The 16,385-nt window shown below is 75.5% G+C and carries 15 protein-coding genes; 11 read left to right on the top strand and 4 right to left on the bottom strand.

Going from position 1 to position 16,385, the window contains the following annotated elements; all coding sequences use genetic code 11:
* Positions 1-34: 34 nt before the first annotated feature.
* The 4 genes from OH807_RS04410 to OH807_RS04425 form a co-directional block, all read right to left on the bottom strand.
* Positions 35-1,366: a PLP-dependent aminotransferase family protein gene (locus tag OH807_RS04410; protein ID WP_406210692.1), complete on the bottom strand. Its 1,332-nt coding sequence runs from the start codon at positions 1,364-1,366 to the stop codon at positions 35-37.
* 80 nt (positions 1,367-1,446) lie between these two features.
* Positions 1,447-2,400: an alpha/beta hydrolase gene (locus OH807_RS04415; protein ID WP_406210695.1), complete on the bottom strand. Its 954-nt coding sequence runs from the start codon at positions 2,398-2,400 to the stop codon at positions 1,447-1,449.
* 263 nt (positions 2,401-2,663) lie between these two features.
* Positions 2,664-3,434 (bottom strand): class I SAM-dependent methyltransferase, encoded by a 771-nt coding sequence (locus tag OH807_RS04420; RefSeq protein WP_406194086.1) that lies wholly within the window; start codon positions 3,432-3,434, stop codon positions 2,664-2,666.
* An 82-nt stretch (positions 3,435-3,516) separates the two neighbouring features.
* Entirely contained in the window at positions 3,517-4,707 is a 1,191-nt protein-coding gene (locus OH807_RS04425; RefSeq protein WP_406194088.1) for an alpha-hydroxy acid oxidase, read from the bottom strand.
* A gap of 175 nt (positions 4,708-4,882) precedes the next feature.
* Here OH807_RS04425 and OH807_RS04430 point away from each other — a divergent pair, with 175 nt between their 5' ends.
* The 11 genes from OH807_RS04430 (at position 4,883) to OH807_RS04480 (ending at position 16,279) form a co-directional block, all read left to right on the top strand.
* Positions 4,883-6,334, top strand: coding sequence for a class I adenylate-forming enzyme family protein (locus tag OH807_RS04430; RefSeq protein WP_406194090.1), 1,452 nt, complete (start codon positions 4,883-4,885; stop codon positions 6,332-6,334).
* 280 nt (positions 6,335-6,614) lie between these two features.
* A complete protein-coding gene (locus OH807_RS04435) occupies positions 6,615-6,890 on the top strand; it encodes a phosphopantetheine-binding protein (protein WP_406194092.1) in 276 nt (91 codons plus the stop codon).
* A complete protein-coding gene (locus OH807_RS04440; protein WP_406194094.1) occupies positions 6,887-7,192 on the top strand; it encodes an acyl carrier protein in 306 nt (101 codons plus the stop codon). Before OH807_RS04435 ends, OH807_RS04440 begins: the two co-directional genes overlap by 4 nt.
* Positions 7,189-8,412 carry a beta-ketoacyl synthase N-terminal-like domain-containing protein gene (locus OH807_RS04445; protein ID WP_406194096.1) on the top strand — a complete coding sequence of 408 codons (1,224 nt, stop codon included), beginning with the start codon at positions 7,189-7,191 and terminating at the stop codon, positions 8,410-8,412. The genes OH807_RS04440 and OH807_RS04445 overlap by 4 nt, the downstream gene beginning before the upstream one ends.
* Positions 8,409-9,044: a beta-ketoacyl synthase N-terminal-like domain-containing protein gene (locus tag OH807_RS04450; protein WP_406194098.1), complete on the top strand. Its 636-nt coding sequence runs from the start codon at positions 8,409-8,411 to the stop codon at positions 9,042-9,044. The genes OH807_RS04445 and OH807_RS04450 overlap by 4 nt, the downstream gene beginning before the upstream one ends.
* A 164-nt stretch (positions 9,045-9,208) precedes the next feature.
* On the top strand, positions 9,209-10,828 hold the full coding sequence (locus tag OH807_RS04455; protein ID WP_406194100.1) for an AMP-binding protein: 1,620 nt from the start codon (positions 9,209-9,211) through the stop codon (positions 10,826-10,828).
* On the top strand, positions 10,825-12,093 hold the full coding sequence (locus OH807_RS04460; protein WP_406194102.1) for a beta-ketoacyl-[acyl-carrier-protein] synthase family protein: 1,269 nt from the start codon (positions 10,825-10,827) through the stop codon (positions 12,091-12,093). The genes OH807_RS04455 and OH807_RS04460 overlap by 4 nt, the downstream gene beginning before the upstream one ends.
* A 169-nt stretch (positions 12,094-12,262) precedes the next feature.
* Complete coding sequence (locus OH807_RS04465; RefSeq protein ID WP_406194104.1) at positions 12,263-13,369, top strand: VOC family protein; 1,107 nt, start codon at positions 12,263-12,265, stop codon at positions 13,367-13,369.
* A 38-nt stretch (positions 13,370-13,407) separates the two neighbouring features.
* Positions 13,408-14,322, top strand: a complete 915-nt coding sequence (locus OH807_RS04470; RefSeq protein ID WP_406194106.1) for a phytanoyl-CoA dioxygenase family protein — start codon at positions 13,408-13,410, stop codon at positions 14,320-14,322.
* A gap of 56 nt (positions 14,323-14,378) precedes the next feature.
* Complete coding sequence (locus tag OH807_RS04475) at positions 14,379-15,320, top strand: thiamine pyrophosphate-dependent dehydrogenase E1 component subunit alpha (protein WP_406194109.1); 942 nt, start codon at positions 14,379-14,381, stop codon at positions 15,318-15,320.
* Positions 15,317-16,279, top strand: coding sequence for an alpha-ketoacid dehydrogenase subunit beta (locus OH807_RS04480; RefSeq protein WP_406194111.1), 963 nt, complete (start codon positions 15,317-15,319; stop codon positions 16,277-16,279). The genes OH807_RS04475 and OH807_RS04480 overlap by 4 nt, the downstream gene beginning before the upstream one ends.
* Positions 16,280-16,385: the final 106 nt, after the last annotated feature.

Consider the following 16,385-nt stretch of genomic DNA (forward strand, 5'->3'; position numbering starts at 1 on the left):
CTCCTGCCTACGTACGTCCCCGACCGATGCTCCCCTACCCGTCGGCCGGCCCGGAGGCCGACTCGGAGGCCGGCTCGGTGCGGATGAACCGGGCCAGCGCGGCGACGCCCGCCACGATCTGCTCCTCGCTCAGCGAACTGATGGAGAGCCGGAGCCGCCGCTCGCCGCCACCGGCCGGGTAGAACGGTGCCATCGGCGTCCAGAGCACCCCGAACTCCCGGGCGCAGCGCTCCATGGCCGCCTCGTCCGCCTCGAAGGGCACGGTCAGGACGGCAAAGAAGCCGCCCTCCGGCCGGTTCCAGGACAGGCCCCGCCGGTCGCGCTCCGGGGCGGGGAACTGCCGCTCCAACTCCCGGAGCAGGACCGTCAGGTTGGCCGCGTAGTAGGCCGTCGCCCGGGCGTTGGCGGCGCGCAGCCGGCAGTCGTGGCGCAGCAGCATGCCCCCGATCACGGCCTGGCTGAGCGCGGGCGTGTTGACCGTCGTCATGCTCTTCAGCTTGGCCAGCTCGTCCGCGAGCAGCGAGCGCCGCCCGCCCGGGCCGGCCACCTCCTGGTCGGCCACGACGTAGCCGAGCCGGGCACCCGGGAAGCAGGTCTTGGCGAAGGAGCCGAGGTAGACGACCTGACGGCGGCGGTCCAGCGCCTTCAGGGTCGGCCGCTCGCCGGGATCCCGGGCGAAGAAGCCGTACGGGTTGTCCTCGATGACGAGCAGGCCCTCCGCCGCCGCTGCGTCCAGCAGTTCGGCCCGGGCGGGCAGGGGCATGCTGGTCCCGGAGGGGTTGGCGAAGTCGGGGACGACGTACAGCGCGCGCGGGCGCCGCCCCTCGGCCCGGACGGCCCGCGCCGCGGCGCGCACGGCCTGCGGGTCGGGCCCGCCCTCCGGGCCCTCGGGCACCGGGACGGTGGTGATGTCGAGCAGCCGGGCGGCACCGGTCACCCCGACGTAGCAGGGCGAGCTGACCAGCAGCACGTCGTCCGGCCCGGCGCACAGGGCGCGCAGCGTCAGCAGCATGCCCTCCTGGGCGCCCACGGTGAGCACCAGGGCCTCCGGCGGGACGGTCAGGCCCTCGTCGTGCGCGAGGGTACGGGCGACCAGGTCGGGGATGATGCCCTTGGTCGGCCCGTACTGGAACAGCGCGGTGCGGACGGCGCCGCGGCCGAGGCCGCGGGCCGCCAGGTGGTCCAGGTAGGTGTCGAGGTAGGCGTGGACGTCCTCGGGTTCGAAGAAGCCCTCGTAGGGGCGCCCGGGGGCGAAGGAGACGGCCTCGGGGTAGCGGGTGGTGACTTCGTTGAGGAAGGTCATCGCGTCGAGCAGCGGGTCGGCGAGCGAGGCGTGCAGGTCCGTCAGGGCGAGCGGCTCGGGCATCGTCGGGGCGGGCGTCACCGGCTCGGGCGCCGTCCGGGCCGGCTTCGTCGGGGCGGGCCCGGCCGACGCGGCGGCGGCGCTCACCGGAGCGCCTCGCGCAGCCGCTCGGCGGCGTACCGCTGGGCGTCGCCCGCCGCGTCCAGGACGCCCGTCATGGCGAAGAAGCCGTGCGGCACGCCGTCGTACCGCCGGGCCTCGACGGGGACGCCTGCCGCGCGAAGGGCCTCGGCGTAGCGCTCGCCCTCGTCCCGCAGCGGGTCGTACTCGGCGGTGATCACGGTGGCGGGCGGCAGCCCGGCCAGGCTCGGGGCGCGCAGCGGCGAGGCGTGCGGGTGGTCGCCGTCGGCCGGATCGGCCAGGTAGTGGCCCCAGTACCAGGCGACCGAGCGGCGGTTGAAGAGCACCGGATCGTCGTGCTCGTCCAGCGAGGCGGCGCCGGCCCGGTGGTCGGTGTTGGGGTAGACGAGGAGCTGGTGGCGCAGGGCCGGCCCGCCCTCGTCGCGGGCGAGCAGGGTGAGGGCGGCGGCCAGGTTGCCGCCGGCGCTGTCACCGCCGACGGCCAGCCGCCCCGGGTCGATGCCGAGGTCCGCGGCGTGCTCGGCCAGCCAGCGGGCTGCGGCGCAACAGTCGTGGACGGCGGCGGGGAAGGGGTGCTCCGGCGCGAGGCGGTAGCCGACGGACGCGGTGACGCAGCCGACGGCGTTGGTGAGGCGGCGGCAGATCGCGTCGCTGGTGTCCGGCGAGCCGAGCGTCCAGCCGCCGCCGAAGAGGTAGAGCAGGGCGGGGAGCGGGCCGTCCGCGCCGTCGGGGCCCGCGGCCGGGCCGGGGCGGTAGAGGCGGAGGGTGAGTTCGCCGCCGGGGCCGGGGATCCGGTGTTCCTCGACGGCCGCGACGGGCTCCGGGGTGCCGGCGGCGGACCGGATGTCGGCGAGGTCGGCGGCCCGTGCCTGGGCCGGGGTCAGGGTGTAGAGCGGCGGTGTGCCGGCCTGGGCGCGGCGGTCGCGCAGCGCCTGGGCCTGGGGGTGCAGTGGCATGGTCATCCCATCGAAGGGGGTCGGGCTCTTCGGGTCGACACCCGCGGGCCGGCGGCACGGGCACGGGCGGTCCCGGTACGGGCGGTCCCGGTACGGACGGTCCGGGTACGGGCGCTCCGCTGCGTGCCGTCCCGCCGTCCGAGCAGCGGGCGCGGCCGGGCCGCCGACGCCGCGCGGCGTCGGCGGATCAGCGGGCAGGCGGAGCGGGGGCGGTGCTGTGGCGTCGGCCGGCGCGGGCGCGGGCAGGGGTCAGCGGTCGGCGGTCAGCGGTCGGCCTCGACGTAGATCGTCTCGTCGGTGCGGTGCGCGGTGTCGAGGTCGGCGACATCGGTACGCACGCCCTGCCGGTAGGCGCAGTGCCGGATCTGCCCCGGCTCGAAGCCTGCCCGGGTGAGGACGTGCCGCAGCTCGTCCAGGTCGTAGATCCACTGGTGGCCGTAGTGGCGGAAGATCTGGTTGACCAGGAAGGCCGGCCGGTTGGGCATCGGCGGGCCGAACCCCATCGTGGTGAGCCGGCGGCGGTGCTTCGCCAGGAAGCCGTCGTCGGTGGCGTAGCCGACCAGGTAGCGGGCCAGGTCCGGGGTGGTGATCCGGAGGACGCCGCCGGGTCTGAGCACCCGGCGGGCCTCGCGCAGCCAGCCGACCGCGACCGGCAGGGTGACGTGCTCGATGAGGTGCTCGGCGTACACCCAGTCGACGCTGGCGTCGGCGAACGGCAGCGGCCGGGAGACGTCCAGCTGGGTGAACCAGCGGTCGCCGTCGACGCGGTAGAGGGTGCCGGGCTCGGTACCGGCGTCGGGGCTGCGCAGGGCGGTCAGGTCGGTGCCGAGACCGGCCGGGTGGGCCGTCCGGAAGGCCGCGAACTCGATGCCGGTGACGCCGAGAGCGGTGAAGTCCGCGTGGTCGTGCGGGAGCCGGTCGGCCGGGTCGAGGGTCTTGCAGGTGGCGACCTGCTCGCTGACGGCGTCCAGGCGTGCGGCGAGGCCCTCGGGGTCGTCCCAGTCCCAGCCGGGGAAGGCGTCCTGGTTCTTCATGTCGTCGGTCCTTCTGTGGGGAGGGTGCCGGGCGGCGGGTGGCGCCCGGCCACCGGGCCTGGGGGTGGCCCGGCGGGGGCGGTCAGGCGCCGGCAGGCGCGACGGGCATCGCGGGTACGAGCGGCACGGGCGGCACCGCGGGCACGGGCGGCACCGCGGGTACGAGCGGCCCCGCGGGTGCGAGGGGCCAGGGCGCCAGGGCGGTGCCGTCCAGCGCGCCGGGCGTGGGGCGGCCGAGCAGCGCGAGCGTGTGCTCGAACTCGTCGCGGAGCAGGCCCAGCACGCGGGCCACGCCGCCCGCTCCCCCGGTGGCGAGCCCCCAGAGCACGGGGCGGCCGACCAGGACGGCACGGGCGCCGAGCGCGAGGGCGACGGCGATGTCGGCGCCGCTGCGCACACCGCCGTCCAGCAGGACCGGCACGTCCGGCCCGAGCGCGGCGGCCACCTCGGGGAGCGCGGCGAGGGCGGGCAGTGCGCCGTCCAGCTGGCGGCCGCCGTGGTTGGAGACCACCACGGCGTCCACGCCGTGCTCGGCGGCCAGCCGGGCGTCCTCGGCGGTCAGGATGCCCTTCAGGACCAGGGGCAGGCGGGTGCGTTCGCGCAGCCAGGCCAGGTCGGACCAGGTCAGGGTGGGGTCGAACTGTTCCCGCGCGTGGTCGGCGATGCCGGAGGAGCCGGTGTCGGCCCGGTGGGTGGCGGTCATCAGCTCGGGGTCCAGGTTGACGGCCCGGATCTGCGGCGGCACGGCGAAGCCGTTGCGCAGGTCGCGCAGACGGCGGCCGATCCGCGGGGCGTCCACGGTCAGCATCAGGGCGCCGAAACCGGCCGCCTCGGCGCGCTCGACCAGCGCGGCGAGCGCGTCGCGGCGGCGCAGCCAGTAGAGCTGGAGCCAGAGCGGGCCGCCGGCCGAGGCCGCGGCGATGGCTTCGAGCGTGCGGCTGGCGAAGATCCCGGCGACCAGCAGGGCGCCTGCCTCTCCGGCTGCCCGGGCGGTCGCGGTCTCGCCGTCCGGATCGACCAGCCGGTGGTAGGCCATCGGGGCAATCCCGACCGGGAGCCGGAGCTCGGATCCGAGCAGTCGGACACTTGACGAGCAGCCGGAGACGTCGACGAGCGTGCGGGGCCGCAGTGCATAGCGGCCGAACATTTCCCGGTTCCCCGCGAGGGTGCGTTCCGCTTCGCTGCCACCCTCGATGAAGTCCCATATTTCTGGGGGAAGTTGGGCGCGTGCCGCGCGCTCGATCCCGGCCAGCGTGAGTAGTCCCACGGGCATCCTCGTTCCCGGACGGCCGCGCTCGGACCAGTCCCGGCTCGGCAGCGTAGGAGGTCTGAACCACATTGGTATAGACCTTGATTTGACCAATCGTCTGTGCAAAGGTCTGGCAACGGAATTGACCGTATTGGTCGATAACGGCGTTCATGTCAAATCTCCTCTGCGTGGAGTGGCGTTGACCGGTATTTCCCTCTCCGCACTTCCGCTCTCCGTACCGCCGCACGCCGATGCCCCCGACGACTGGGTGGATCGGCTCCTGCTGGCAGGCCCCGGGAGCGAGGAGTGCCTCCGATTCGGCACCCCCGTCGACCGGGACACCCTGCGGGCCCTGGTCGACGACCAACACGAACGGCTGGCCGCGGCCGGCCTGGCGCCGGGCGGCACCGTCGCACTGCGACTGCCGCCCTCGCTGGGCTTCGTGGCCGTGCTGCTCGCCGCCTGGCAACTGCGCGCCCAGGTGGCCCTGTTGGACCACCGGCTGACCGAGCACGAGATCGGTCTGGCGGTCGCGCGGCTGGCCCCGCAGGTGCTGGTAGGGTCCGAACACCGGCCTTCGGTGGCGCTCCGCGGCTTCTCCGAAGTCCACCCGGTGGCCGTCCGGCTGCCGGACGGGCGACCGGCGGCGACCGGCCACGCACTGGTGCAGCTCAGCTCCGGATCCACCGGTCCGGCCAAGGTCATCGCCCGCACCGCCGGCGATCTCGTTCGTGAACTCACCTGCTACCGGAAGCTGGTGGATTTCCCGGGCGAGGGCGACCGGGTGGTGCTGCTCTCCTCCGTGGTGCACGTGCTCGGGCTGGTCGGCGGACTGCTGAACAGCCTGCACGCCCGCGCACCGCTGACCGTGCCGGAACGGATGACGGCCGCGGGAATCCTCGCCGCCGTCGGCGCGGAGCCGGCCCGGCCGACCACCGTGATCGGCGTCCCCTTCCACGCCGAACTGCTGGCAGGCGTGGCCGCACCCCCGCAGCTGCCCCTGCTCCGGCGGATGGTGGTGGCCGGGGAACTCGTCCGGCCCGGCCTGCCGGAGGCGTTCACCGCCAGGTACGGCGTCCCGCTCGGCACCATGTACGGGATGACCGAACTCGGCGTGATCGCCACCGACCTGACCGGCCGCCTGCACCCCGCCAAGCAGCCGGTGGCCGGGATGGACCTCCGGCTGGTGGAGGGGGAGCTGCGGATCGGGACGGCGGCCTCGCCGTACCCGGGGCTGGACGACCCGACCCGCTGGTCGGACGGCTGGCTCCACACCCGGGACGCCGCCGTCCTGGATCCGGGAACCGGCCTGGTCACCGTGCTCGGCCGGCGGGACTCCCAGGTCTCGATCGGCGGGCTCAAGGTCGACCTCACCGAGGTCGAACAGATCCTGGCCGCCCTGCCCGGGATCAGCGAGGCCGTGGTGGTCTTCGACGAGGGCGCCGTGGAGGCGTACCTCGCCACCGAGGAGGACACCGACCAGGACCTCGTCCGTGACCAGCTGGCCCGGCAGTTGGCCGCCTACAAACGGCCGCGCCGGCTGGCCTTCCTGCCCCGACTGCCCCGCACCGCCACCGGAAAACTGCTCCGCGACCCGGCCGCCCTGCGCGCGGCCGCCCACTGGAACCCGCCACCGAACGCCCGCCACTGAACGCCCCGCCGTCCAACTCCCGTCTGCCGAACGACCGCCCACCGAAGGGCTCCACCGCGATTCCCCGGTCCACCCCGGCCGGCCCGACCGAACGGCCCCGGGCCGGCTTCCCGGAAATACCCGGCCCGGTTTCCCGATCGGGCAGACCCTGACGATCCACCGGGCCCGGGCCGGTATTTCTCCGGCCCGGCCGAACCGGCATTTCCACCGGGCCCGAACGGAATTCCCCGACCGCACGCGCACCGCACGCACGCACGCGCGCAGCCACAAGGAGCACACCATGCAGGACCGCATCCGCGAGTTCGTCCTCGCCGCGCTGACCGAGATGCAGTACGACGTCGACGACGTCACCGGTGACACCGACCTCGGCCCGGCCGGGCTCGACCTGGAGTCGCTCGCCCTCGCCGACCTCTCCGTCCAGGTGGAGGACGAGTTCGGGGTCAAGTTCGACCTGGACGAGATGGAGAGCACCGCGCTGATGACGCTCGACCAGTTCACCGCCGACGTCGCCGCGCGCGTCGCCGCCACGGCCGCCACCGCGGGCAGCGCCGCGTGACCGGTCGTACCCTGCCCGGCCGGGCCGAGGTGCTGGAGATCCTGGCGGCGTTCGGGCAGCGCGCCGCCGACTCCGTGCCCGAGGAGCTCGGATCCCTGGAGCTCACCTGGCTGATCGCCGAGTTCGAGCAGCGCTACGGCGTCGAGCTGGATCTCGACGACGCGCAGTTCGAGGCGGTCCGCACGGTGGACGACGCCACCGGCGTGCTCCGGGCGGCCGTCGAGGCCGCCGGGGACGGCACGCCCGCAGCTCCCCCAACCGCAACGGCCGTGCCCGCAACGCCCGGAGTCGCGTCGTCATGACCGGCCACGCCCCGCCCGCCGTCCGGCCCGTGGTCACCGGTGTCGGCGTGCTCAGCGCGGCCGGCTCCGGGCTGGGCGCACTCGCCGAGGCCACCGCCCACGGCAAGGGCGCGTTCGGCACCGTGACCCGCTTCGACGTGTCCGGGCGCCGCACCACCCGGGCCGCGCTGCTGCCCGAGCCGGTGCCGCTCGCCGAGGCGGTGCTCACCGCCGTGGACGAGGCCTGCCGCCAGGCCGGCCTGGCGGCGGGCCCGGCCGACGGCAGTCCGGCCGGTCGTACCGGCGGGCGTCCGGTCGGGCGACAGGCCGGACGCGGCACGGCGGCGGCCACCGGCCCGGCCGACGGCACCCCCGGACCGGAAGACCGGGGCCTGCCCGTCCTGCTCGCCCTGCACAGCGACCTGCGGACCAGGGCGGTGGCCGGCGCCGTCGCCGCCGGCGTGGCCGCCTGGGGCGCCGCGGGCGTCACCCGGATCTACACCGGCGCCTGCGTCGCGGCCGGAACCGCCGTCGCCGACGCCGCGGCGCTGGTCGCGACCGGCCGGCACCCCCGGGTGCTGGTCGCGGCCGGGCACCTCGTGGAACCGGGGGTGTTCGCCGCCTTCGACGCCGGCCGCGCACTGGCCCGTGACGGCGAACTGCGTCCGTTCAGCGCAGGCCGCAGCGGCACCCTGCTCGGCGACGCGGCGGCGGCCGTGGTGATCGAGGCCGAGCCGGTCGCCGAACGCCGCGGTGCGCCCGTGCTCGCCCGGCTGGCCGGCTGGGGCCGGACGGGGGACGCCCACCACGTGTGCCGCCCCGAACCGGACGGCGAGGGGGCCGCCCGGGCGATCGACGCGGCGCTCGGCCGGGCCGGCCTCGACCCGGCGGACATCGGCTACGTCAACGCCAACGGGACCGGCTCGCCGCTGGCCGACCGGGCCGAGGCGAGCGCGCTGCGCCGGGTGTTCGGCACCCGGGCGGACCGAGTGCCGGTCAGCTCCAGCAAGGGCGTCCACGGCCATGCCCTGGAGGCCTCGGCGCTGCTCGAACTCGCCGTCACCATCGCGGCGTTGAACCACGGCCGGCTGCCGGTGAACGCCGGCTGGCTCGGCGCCGACCCGGACGTCGGCCTCGACCTCGTCCTCGACGGCCCGCGCGCCGCCCGGCCGCGCTACGCGCTGAGCCTCAACTCCGCCTTCGGCGGGGCCAACACCGCACTCCTGGTGGCCGCCCGATGACCGGACTGCGCATCCTCGCCGAGGGCCGCTGGCCCGACCCCGGCCCCGACCACGCCGCCGCCCCCGCCCCCGCCCCCGGCCACGGCCACGGCCACGGCGACGTGCTGCCCCCGATCCCCGGCTTCTCCGCGTCCACCTTCAACCCGTTGGTGGCCGAGGCCGCCGAGCGCTGCCTGCGCGCCCACCACGGCGCCGCCCCGGCGCCCGGCCGGACGGCCCTGCTGCTGGCCAGCGTGGGCGGTGACCGCGCCACCGCGCGGGCCATCGACGAGGCCGCGGCCTCCGGGCGGCGGGTGCCACCCCTGCTCTTCTTCCAGTCCAACCCGAACGCCGTTCTCGGCCACATCGCCGCCCGCTGGGGCCTGACCGGTCCCGTGGTCGCGATCAGCCCCGTCGAGGCCCGCCCGGGCACCGTGCCGCAGGACGCGCTCGACCACGCCGCCCTGCTCCTCGCGGACGGCGACGCCGACCTCGTCCTGGTCATCGCCGCCGAACAGGCCGATCCCGAGCACGCCGACGCCGAGCACCCCGACGCCGAGCACCCCGACGCCGACCGCGCCGACACCGAGCGCCAGGACGGCGACCGCGTCGACACCGACCGGGCCGTCGCCGTCCTGGTCACCACGGCCTGACCGGCGCACGACCCACCCACCCCACTGCCACCCCGCACCCCGCACCCCGCACCCGCGTCACCGAGCACACCACCGTCACCGAGCACCACCGCACCCGCGCGAGCGGCCCCGCAACGCCGCGTCCCGCCGCAGCACGCCCTGCACCATGGGAGGGATCCACCACCGTGAGCATCCGCAGTATCCGCGCCCTTCTGGCGGACGACCCGGACGTCGGCGCCGGCAACGTCCTGACCAGCCGACTGGCCCTCGGCCTCGGCCTCGACGAGCCGCTGCTGACCTTCGACACCCCGGTGGACGACCACCCCGCCTGGCAGCCCTTCACCCTGCGCGAGCTGGACCGCGCCGTCCGGGCCCGGGCCGCGGCGCTGCACGCGCTCGGGGTCGGCCGCCGCGACCCGGTGGTGGTGTACGCGAGCGACGCGGCCGACCACGTCCTGTCCTTCCTCGCGCTCTCCCGGCTCGGCGCGATCCCCGCACTGCTGAACCCGAACCTCGCGGCGGAACGCGCCGCCCGGTACATCACCAAGCTCGGCCCGGTCGGCATCCTCGCCGACCCGGCGCACCTGGCCGCGCTGGAGGGCCACGACGCCGGCGCACCCTTGCTCCCGGAGATCTCCACGCTCGGCTCGGGTGATCCGGAGGCCGCGCCCGCGCCCTACCGGCACTGGTCCGGCGACCCGGTGGCGATCACCCACTCCTCGGGCACCACCGGCCTGCCCAAGGCCGTCGTCCACTCGCACGCGAGCCTGTACGCGGCGATCCGCCACCGGCTCCGGCTCCCCCGGCCCCAGGGCCAGGACCGGATGCTCAGCGCGCTGCCCGCTCCGCACGCGGCGACCCTGATCGCGGTGAACCTGGCGCTCAGCTCGCACACCCAGCTCGCCCTGCTCTCGCAGCAGTCGGGCGCCGGCGTGCTGGACGCGGTCGAGAGCTGGCGGCCCAGCGGCGTCGTCGGCTTCGCCGCAACCTGGGCCGAGCTGGCCCACCACGACCTCTCCGCACGGGACTTGGACTCCGTCGCACTCTGGTGGAACACCGGCGACTGCGCGCACGAGGTGCACATCCGCCGGCTGATCGCGGCCGGCAGCCGCGAGTCGTTGTCCCGCCAGGGCCGGATCCGGATCCCCGGCTCGCTGTTCGTCGACGGCCTGGGCTCCACCGAGATGGGCCACTCGCACTTCTTCATCACCCACGGCCCGGGCACCGACCGGTACGGCCGCTGCGTCGGCCGTCCGCACGCCTTCGTCGACTGCGAGGTGGTCGGCCCGGACGGCGAGCCGCTCGGGCCCGGCGAGGTCGGCGAACTCGCCACCACCTCCCCCACCCTGGCGCTCGGCTACTGGAACGACTCCGCCACCACCTTCCGGACCAGGCTCCGCGGGCGCTTCCTCACCGGCGACCTCATGTACCGGGACGAGGAGGGCTTCTACTACCACGTGGACCGGCTGGTCGACTCGGTCGAACTCGGCGACGGAAAGCGGCTGTTCACCGCGATGTCGGAGGAGCGCGTGCTGGCCGCGCTGCCCGACGTGGCGGACTGCACGGTGGTCGCCGTCCGGGACGGCGACCGGGTGGTCACCGACGTGCTGCTCGTCCTCGCGGCCGGCGCCGACCCGGCCGCCGACCGCACCAAGGAGGTCACGGCGGCACTCGACGAGGCCGCCGCGGCCACCGTCCGCCAGGTGTTGGTGGTGACCGGCGACGACATCCCGCTCGGACCGACCGGAAAGGTCCGCAAGGTGCTGCTGCGCAACCGCTACCTCGACTCGGTGGCCGCCCGATGACGCCGCCCGGCACCGCCCGCCCGGGCGCCGTCGTGACCGGCATCGGCATGGTCACTCCCGTCGGCCGCAAGCCCGCCGAGGTCTTCGAGGCGCTCACCGCCGGCCGCTCCGGCATCCGCACGCTGCCGGAGGGGCACGCCGCGCACGGCTGGCTCACCGCCGCCGGGATCGCCCCCGCCATCGAGGGGCGCGAAGTCCTCCCGCCGACCGAGACCCGCTGCGTGGACCGGTTCGTGCTGCTCGCCCTGGCCGCCGCCGACGACGCGCTCGCCGACGCCGGCCTGGTGGTCGGCCGGGACGCCGACCCGCGCCGCACCGCCGTCGTCCTCGCCACCGGCGGCGGCGGGCTGGAGACCTTCGAGCAGCAGTCGCACCGGCGGCTGGAGCGCGGCCGGCCCGGCGTCAATCCGTACCTGCTGCCCGGCATGCTCTCCAACATGGCCACCGCCCGGATCGCCATCAAGCACGGTATCCGGGGCTTCAGTTCGGCCATCGTGACGGCCTGCGCGGCCGGTGCCCAGGCCGTTGCCGAGGGGCTGCGGCTGATCCGGGCCGGCGACGCCGACGTGGTGGTCTGCGGCGGCAGCGAGTCCTCGCTGCACCCGACGATCGCCGCGGCGTTCACCAACGCCCGTGCGCTGTCGTCCGGTTGGGACGATCCGGAGCAGGCGAGCCGGCCCTTCGACGCCCGCCGCAACGGCTTCGTGCTGGGCGAGGGCAGCGCCGTCCTCGTCCTGGAGCGCGCCGAGCACGCGGACGCCCGGGGCGCGGCCGGGTATGCCGACCTCACCGGGTGGGGCGCCACCACCGACGCCCACCACCCGACCATGCCGCGCCCGGACGGCGAGGGCGCCGCCGACGCGATGCGCTCCGCGCTCGCCAACGCCGGCCTGGCAGCATCCGACATCGGCTACGTCAACGCGCACGGCACCGGGACGAAGCTGGGCGACATCGCCGAGACGGCCGCGCTGCGCGCGGTCTTCGGCGAGCACGGGCCCGCGGTCAGCTCCACCAAGGGAGCCACCGGCCATCTGCTCGGCGCCGCAGGGGCGTTGGAGGCGGCCGTGACCGCAATGGCAGTGGCCCGGGGCACGCTGCCGCCGACGGTGAACCTCACCGACCCGGACGCGGCCTGCGCCCTCGACCACGTCCGCGGCGCGGCCCGGCCGGCGCCGTTGCAGGCCGCCCTGAGCAACGCCTTCGCGTTCGGCGGCCACAACGTCAGCCTCGTCTTCGGCCAGGCCTCCACCCGCACCGTCCGGTAGCACCCGGGCGCCCCGGCCGCACCGGGGCGCCCGGCACCACCCGACCCGCCCGCCGAGCGCCAGGCCGTCCCAGCAGCTCCCGGACCCTCCGCGCTCGGCCGCACCCGGCCGTGTCGTGCCCCGACCACGCACCCAGCCACTCGCCCTTCGCCACCCCGGGGAGATCCCGTTGTCCGTCCAGTCCATCACGCACGTCGAGTTCCACTGCGTCGACGCCGAGCAGGCCGCCGCCGCCCTCTGCGCCGACTACGGCTTCACCGCCGAGACGTCCACCCCCGAGGCCTCCACCCCCGAGGCGTCCGCACCCGAGGCGTCCGCACCCGAGGCGTCCGCACCCGGGTCGCGCACGCCCGAACAGCTCACGCCCGGACAGCTCAAGCCCGACGAACCCGCGGCCGGCGGTCTGCGCACCGTCCGGCTGCGCCAGGGCTCCGTCCGGCTGCAGCTCTCCTCCGCCACCGACCCCGCCCACCCGGTGGCCCGGTACGCGGCCCGGCACGGCGACGGCGTCGCGGTGATCGCACTCGGCTGCACCGACCCGCAGGCCTCGCTGGAGCGCGCCGAACGCCACGGCGCCCGGGTGCTGGACCGGGCCGGCGGCCTGGTGGCCGGCTTCGGGGACCTCGCGCTGCGCTTCGTGCCGCAGCCCGCCGAACCGGACACCGGAACGGCCGGCGGCACCCTGCTGGACGCCCTCGACCACGCCGCGATCTGCGTGCCGGCCGGCGAGCTGGCCCCGGCCGTGAAGTTCTGCGAGGCCGCGCTCGGCCTGCACCGGATCTTCGGCGAGTACATCGAGGTCGGCGAGCAGGCGATGGACTCCAGTGTGGTGCAGAGTGCCTCCGGCGAGGTCACCTTCACGCTGATCGAGCCCGACACCTCCCGCCGCCCGGGCCAGATCGACACCTTCCTGGCCGATCACGACGGCGCCGGCGTCCAGCACCTGGCCTTCCGCACCGACGACATCGCCACCGCCGTCCGCACCGCCCGCAGCCGCGGGGTCGAGTTCCTCAGCACCCCGGGCGCGTACTACGACGCGCTGGCAGAGCGGCTCGGCGGCACGGCCATCCCGGTCGGGACGCTGCGCGAGCTCGACGTCCTGGTCGACCAGGACCACGGCGGGCAGCTGTTCCAGATCTTCGCCCGATCCACGCACCCCCGCCGGACGTACTTCCTGGAGCTGATCGAGCGCCAGGGAGCGGGCACCTTCGGCACCGCCAACATCAAGGCCCTCTACGAGGCCGTCGAGCGGCAGAACGCCACCGCCTCCGTCTGAGCGCCCCGCCCCACCCCGACCGAAGGAGGCACCGACCCATGACCACCACCGCCGAGTTCCGGCTGACCGAGGCCGAACGCGCGCTGCTGCCCACCCCCGAGGAGGTGGCCGGCTACCTCGAACACGGCTGGTACCTCTCCCGTCGGCTGTTCAGCGACGATGAGCTGGACACCCTGCAGGCCGCCACCGAGAAGTACTACGAGGGCCACCGGGACCGCGAACTGCCCGTCCGCCCGCCGCGCCTGGCCTCCTGGGAGCCCTCGCACGGCCCGGTCCAGCGGCACAACGACTACGTGCACTACGAGAGCGACGCGATCGGTGCGATCCTGCGCAAGCCGCTGCTCGGTGCCGTCGCCGCGCTGCTCGCCGAGGCCGAGGAGATCCGGGTCTTCCAGGCGACGCTGATCTACAAGCCGCCGGTGCCCGAGGAGCCCAGCAACCGGGTGCCCTGGCACTTCGACAAGCACTACTGGCAGACCTCGACGTCCGACCGGATGCTCACCGCGTTCCTGCCGTTCCACGACTGCGGCGAGGAGAACGGCACCATCACCATGGTGGACGGCAGCCACCGCTGGCGCGAACTGGGCTCCGGCGAGGACTCCACCCGGCACTTCGCCGAGCGCGACAACTCGGAGCTGGAGGACATCCTCACCGAGAACGCCCGCTTCAACGGCCGGCAGGTGCGCAAGGTCCCGGTGGTGATCCCACGCGGGCACGTCAGCTTCCACCACTGCCGCACCTACCACGGCAGCGGCCCCAACCTCGCGACGACGCCGCGCCGCGCCGTCTCGCTGCACCTCCAGGACGGCGCCAACGAGTACCGCCCGGCCGTCCGGCCGGACGGCGGCGAGGTGGTCTACAACCACGACGTGGTGGTCCGCCGCACGCCCGACGGCCGGCCCGACTACGCCGACCCGGAGTTCTGCCCGCCGGTCTGGCGGGGAGCCCTGTGACGGCGCGGCCCCCGGCGGCGCCGGCGCCTCTCGGTACCCCCGGGCAGCGGTACCGGATGCTGCGGCTGATCCGGGGGTTCGAGGAGCTGGCACTCGGCCTGGTGAAGTCCGGGGTGATCACCGGCGGCATCCACCCGTACATCGGACAGGAGGCCGTCGCGGTCGGCGTCTGCGCCGCGCTCGGCCCGGACGACCGGCTCACCTCGACCCACCGCGGCCACGGCCACGTGCTGGCCCGGGGCGCCGAGCCGCACCGGCTGCTGGCCGAACTCGCCGGCCGGGTCGACGGGTTGAACCGGGGGCGGGGCGGCTCGATGCACGCCGCCGACTTCTCACTGGGCATCCTCGGCGCCAACGGCATGGTCGGCGCCGGTGCGCCGATCGCGGTCGGCGCCGCCTGGGCGGCCCGGCAGGCCGGCTCCGACGCGGTGGCCGTCTCCTTCTTCGGCGACGGCGCGCTCAACCAGGGCGTCCTGCTGGAGGCCCTCAACCTGGCCGCGATGTGGCGGGCCCCGGTGGTCTTCGTCTGCGAGAACAACGGCTACGCCACCACACTGCCCGCCGCCACCGCGGTGGCCGGCAGCGCGACCGGCCGGGCGGCCGCCTTCGGCATCCCCGCCGTGACGGTCGACGGGATGGACACCGAGGCCGTCCGGGCCGCCGCCGAGGAGGCCGTGGCCCGGGCGCGCGCCGGCGGCGGCCCCGGGTTCCTGGAGTGCCGCACCTACCGCTTCGAGGGCCACCACACCATGGAGCGGCGGATGAAGCTGCACTACCGCACCCCCGAGGAGGTGGACGCCTGGCGCACCCGCGATCCCCTGCTGCGCGCCGCCGCCGCGATCGGCGAGGCGGCGACCGCCGCGCTGGACGCCGAGGTGGCGGCCGAACTGGCGGAGGCCGAGCGGTTCGCCCTCGCCTCCGCACACCCGGATCCGGAGCGCGCGTCCGCCTACCTGTACGCCGACGGAAGCCGGCCGCGGGCGGGGGCGGTCGTATGACCAGGCTCTCGTACACCAAGGCGCTCAACCGGGCGCTGGCCGACGAACTCGCCGCGGACGAGGCGGTCTGCGTGTTCGGCGAGGACATCGGCGCCGGCCTGGCCGGCCCGACGCTCGGGCTGCTGAAGCGCTTCGGGCCGGAGCGGATCGTCGACACCCCGCTCTCCGAACAGGCCTTCACCTCGATGGCGATCGGTGCGGCGCTGGCCGGGCGGCGCCCCGTCCTGGAGTTCCAGATCCCCTCGCTGCTCTTCCTCGTCTTCGAGCAACTCGTCAACCAGGCGCACAAGTTCTCCCTGATGACGGGCGGCCAGGCGAGCGTGCCGCTGACCTGCATCGTCCCGGGGTCGGGCTCCCGGGACGGCTGGGCCGGCCAGCACTCCGACCACCCGTACAGCCTCTTCGCGCATGCCGGGGTGAAGACCGTGGTGCCGGCCACCCCGACCGACGCCTACGGCCTGCTCCGCTCCGCCGTCCGCGACCCGGACCCGGTCGTGCTGTTCGCGCCGGCGGCCGCGCTGGCCGTCCGCGAGACGGTCACCTGGGAGCTGGCGCCGATCCCGCTCGGCTCGGCGCGCGTGCACCGGCCCGGCACCGACGTCACCCTGGTCGCGGTCGGCCACCTCGTCCACGACGCGCTGGCGGTCGCCGCGGAGCTCGCCGACGAGATCTCGGTCGAGGTGCTCGACCCGCGCACCCTGTACCCGTTCGACTGGGCGGCGCTGGCCGCCTCGCTGGAGCGCACCGGCCGGCTGGTGGTCGTCGACGACTCCAACCGCAGCTGCGGCATCGGGGCCGAGGTGCTGGCCACCGCCGCCGAGGAGATGCGGCTGATCGCGCCCCCCCGCCGGGTCACCCGCCCGGACGGCGCGGTGCTCCCGTTCGCCCCCGGGCTGGACCGCGCGCTCCAGCCCGACCGGGAGCAACTGCGGCACGCCCTGCGCGCCGTCATGAAGTAGCCCGGGCTCCGGACCGGGCCCCCACCGGACCGGCCGGCACCGACCGGCACCGACCGGAACCGAGCAGCACGTCGAGCACAGGGGGACGGCCGTGCAACGGCCGTCC

The sequence above is a fragment of the Kitasatospora sp. NBC_01560 genome, assembly GCF_045208415.1.
Lineage (GTDB): Bacteria > Actinomycetota > Actinomycetes > Streptomycetales > Streptomycetaceae > Kitasatospora.

Excerpts from the sequence above, each read along its gene's own strand:
- OH807_RS04410 (WP_406210692.1), bottom strand. The coding sequence starts at position 1,366 with ATGCCCGAGCCGCTCGCCCTGACGGACCTGCACGCCTCGCTCGCCGAC.
- OH807_RS04415 (WP_406210695.1), bottom strand. The coding sequence starts at position 2,400 with ATGCCACTGCACCCCCAGGCCCAGGCGCTGCGCGACCGCCGCGCCCAG.
- OH807_RS04420 (WP_406194086.1), bottom strand. The coding sequence starts at position 3,434 with ATGAAGAACCAGGACGCCTTCCCCGGCTGGGACTGGGACGACCCCGAG.
- OH807_RS04425 (WP_406194088.1), bottom strand. The coding sequence starts at position 4,707 with ATGCCCGTGGGACTACTCACGCTGGCCGGGATCGAGCGCGCGGCACGC.
- OH807_RS04435 (WP_406194092.1), top strand. The coding sequence starts at position 6,615 with ATGCAGGACCGCATCCGCGAGTTCGTCCTCGCCGCGCTGACCGAGATG.
- OH807_RS04445 (WP_406194096.1), top strand. The coding sequence starts at position 7,189 with ATGACCGGCCACGCCCCGCCCGCCGTCCGGCCCGTGGTCACCGGTGTC.
- OH807_RS04450 (WP_406194098.1), top strand. The coding sequence starts at position 8,409 with ATGACCGGACTGCGCATCCTCGCCGAGGGCCGCTGGCCCGACCCCGGC.
- OH807_RS04460 (WP_406194102.1), top strand. The coding sequence starts at position 10,825 with ATGACGCCGCCCGGCACCGCCCGCCCGGGCGCCGTCGTGACCGGCATC.
- OH807_RS04470 (WP_406194106.1), top strand. The coding sequence starts at position 13,408 with ATGACCACCACCGCCGAGTTCCGGCTGACCGAGGCCGAACGCGCGCTG.
- OH807_RS04475 (WP_406194109.1), top strand. The coding sequence starts at position 14,379 with ATGCTGCGGCTGATCCGGGGGTTCGAGGAGCTGGCACTCGGCCTGGTG.
- OH807_RS04480 (WP_406194111.1), top strand. The coding sequence starts at position 15,317 with ATGACCAGGCTCTCGTACACCAAGGCGCTCAACCGGGCGCTGGCCGAC.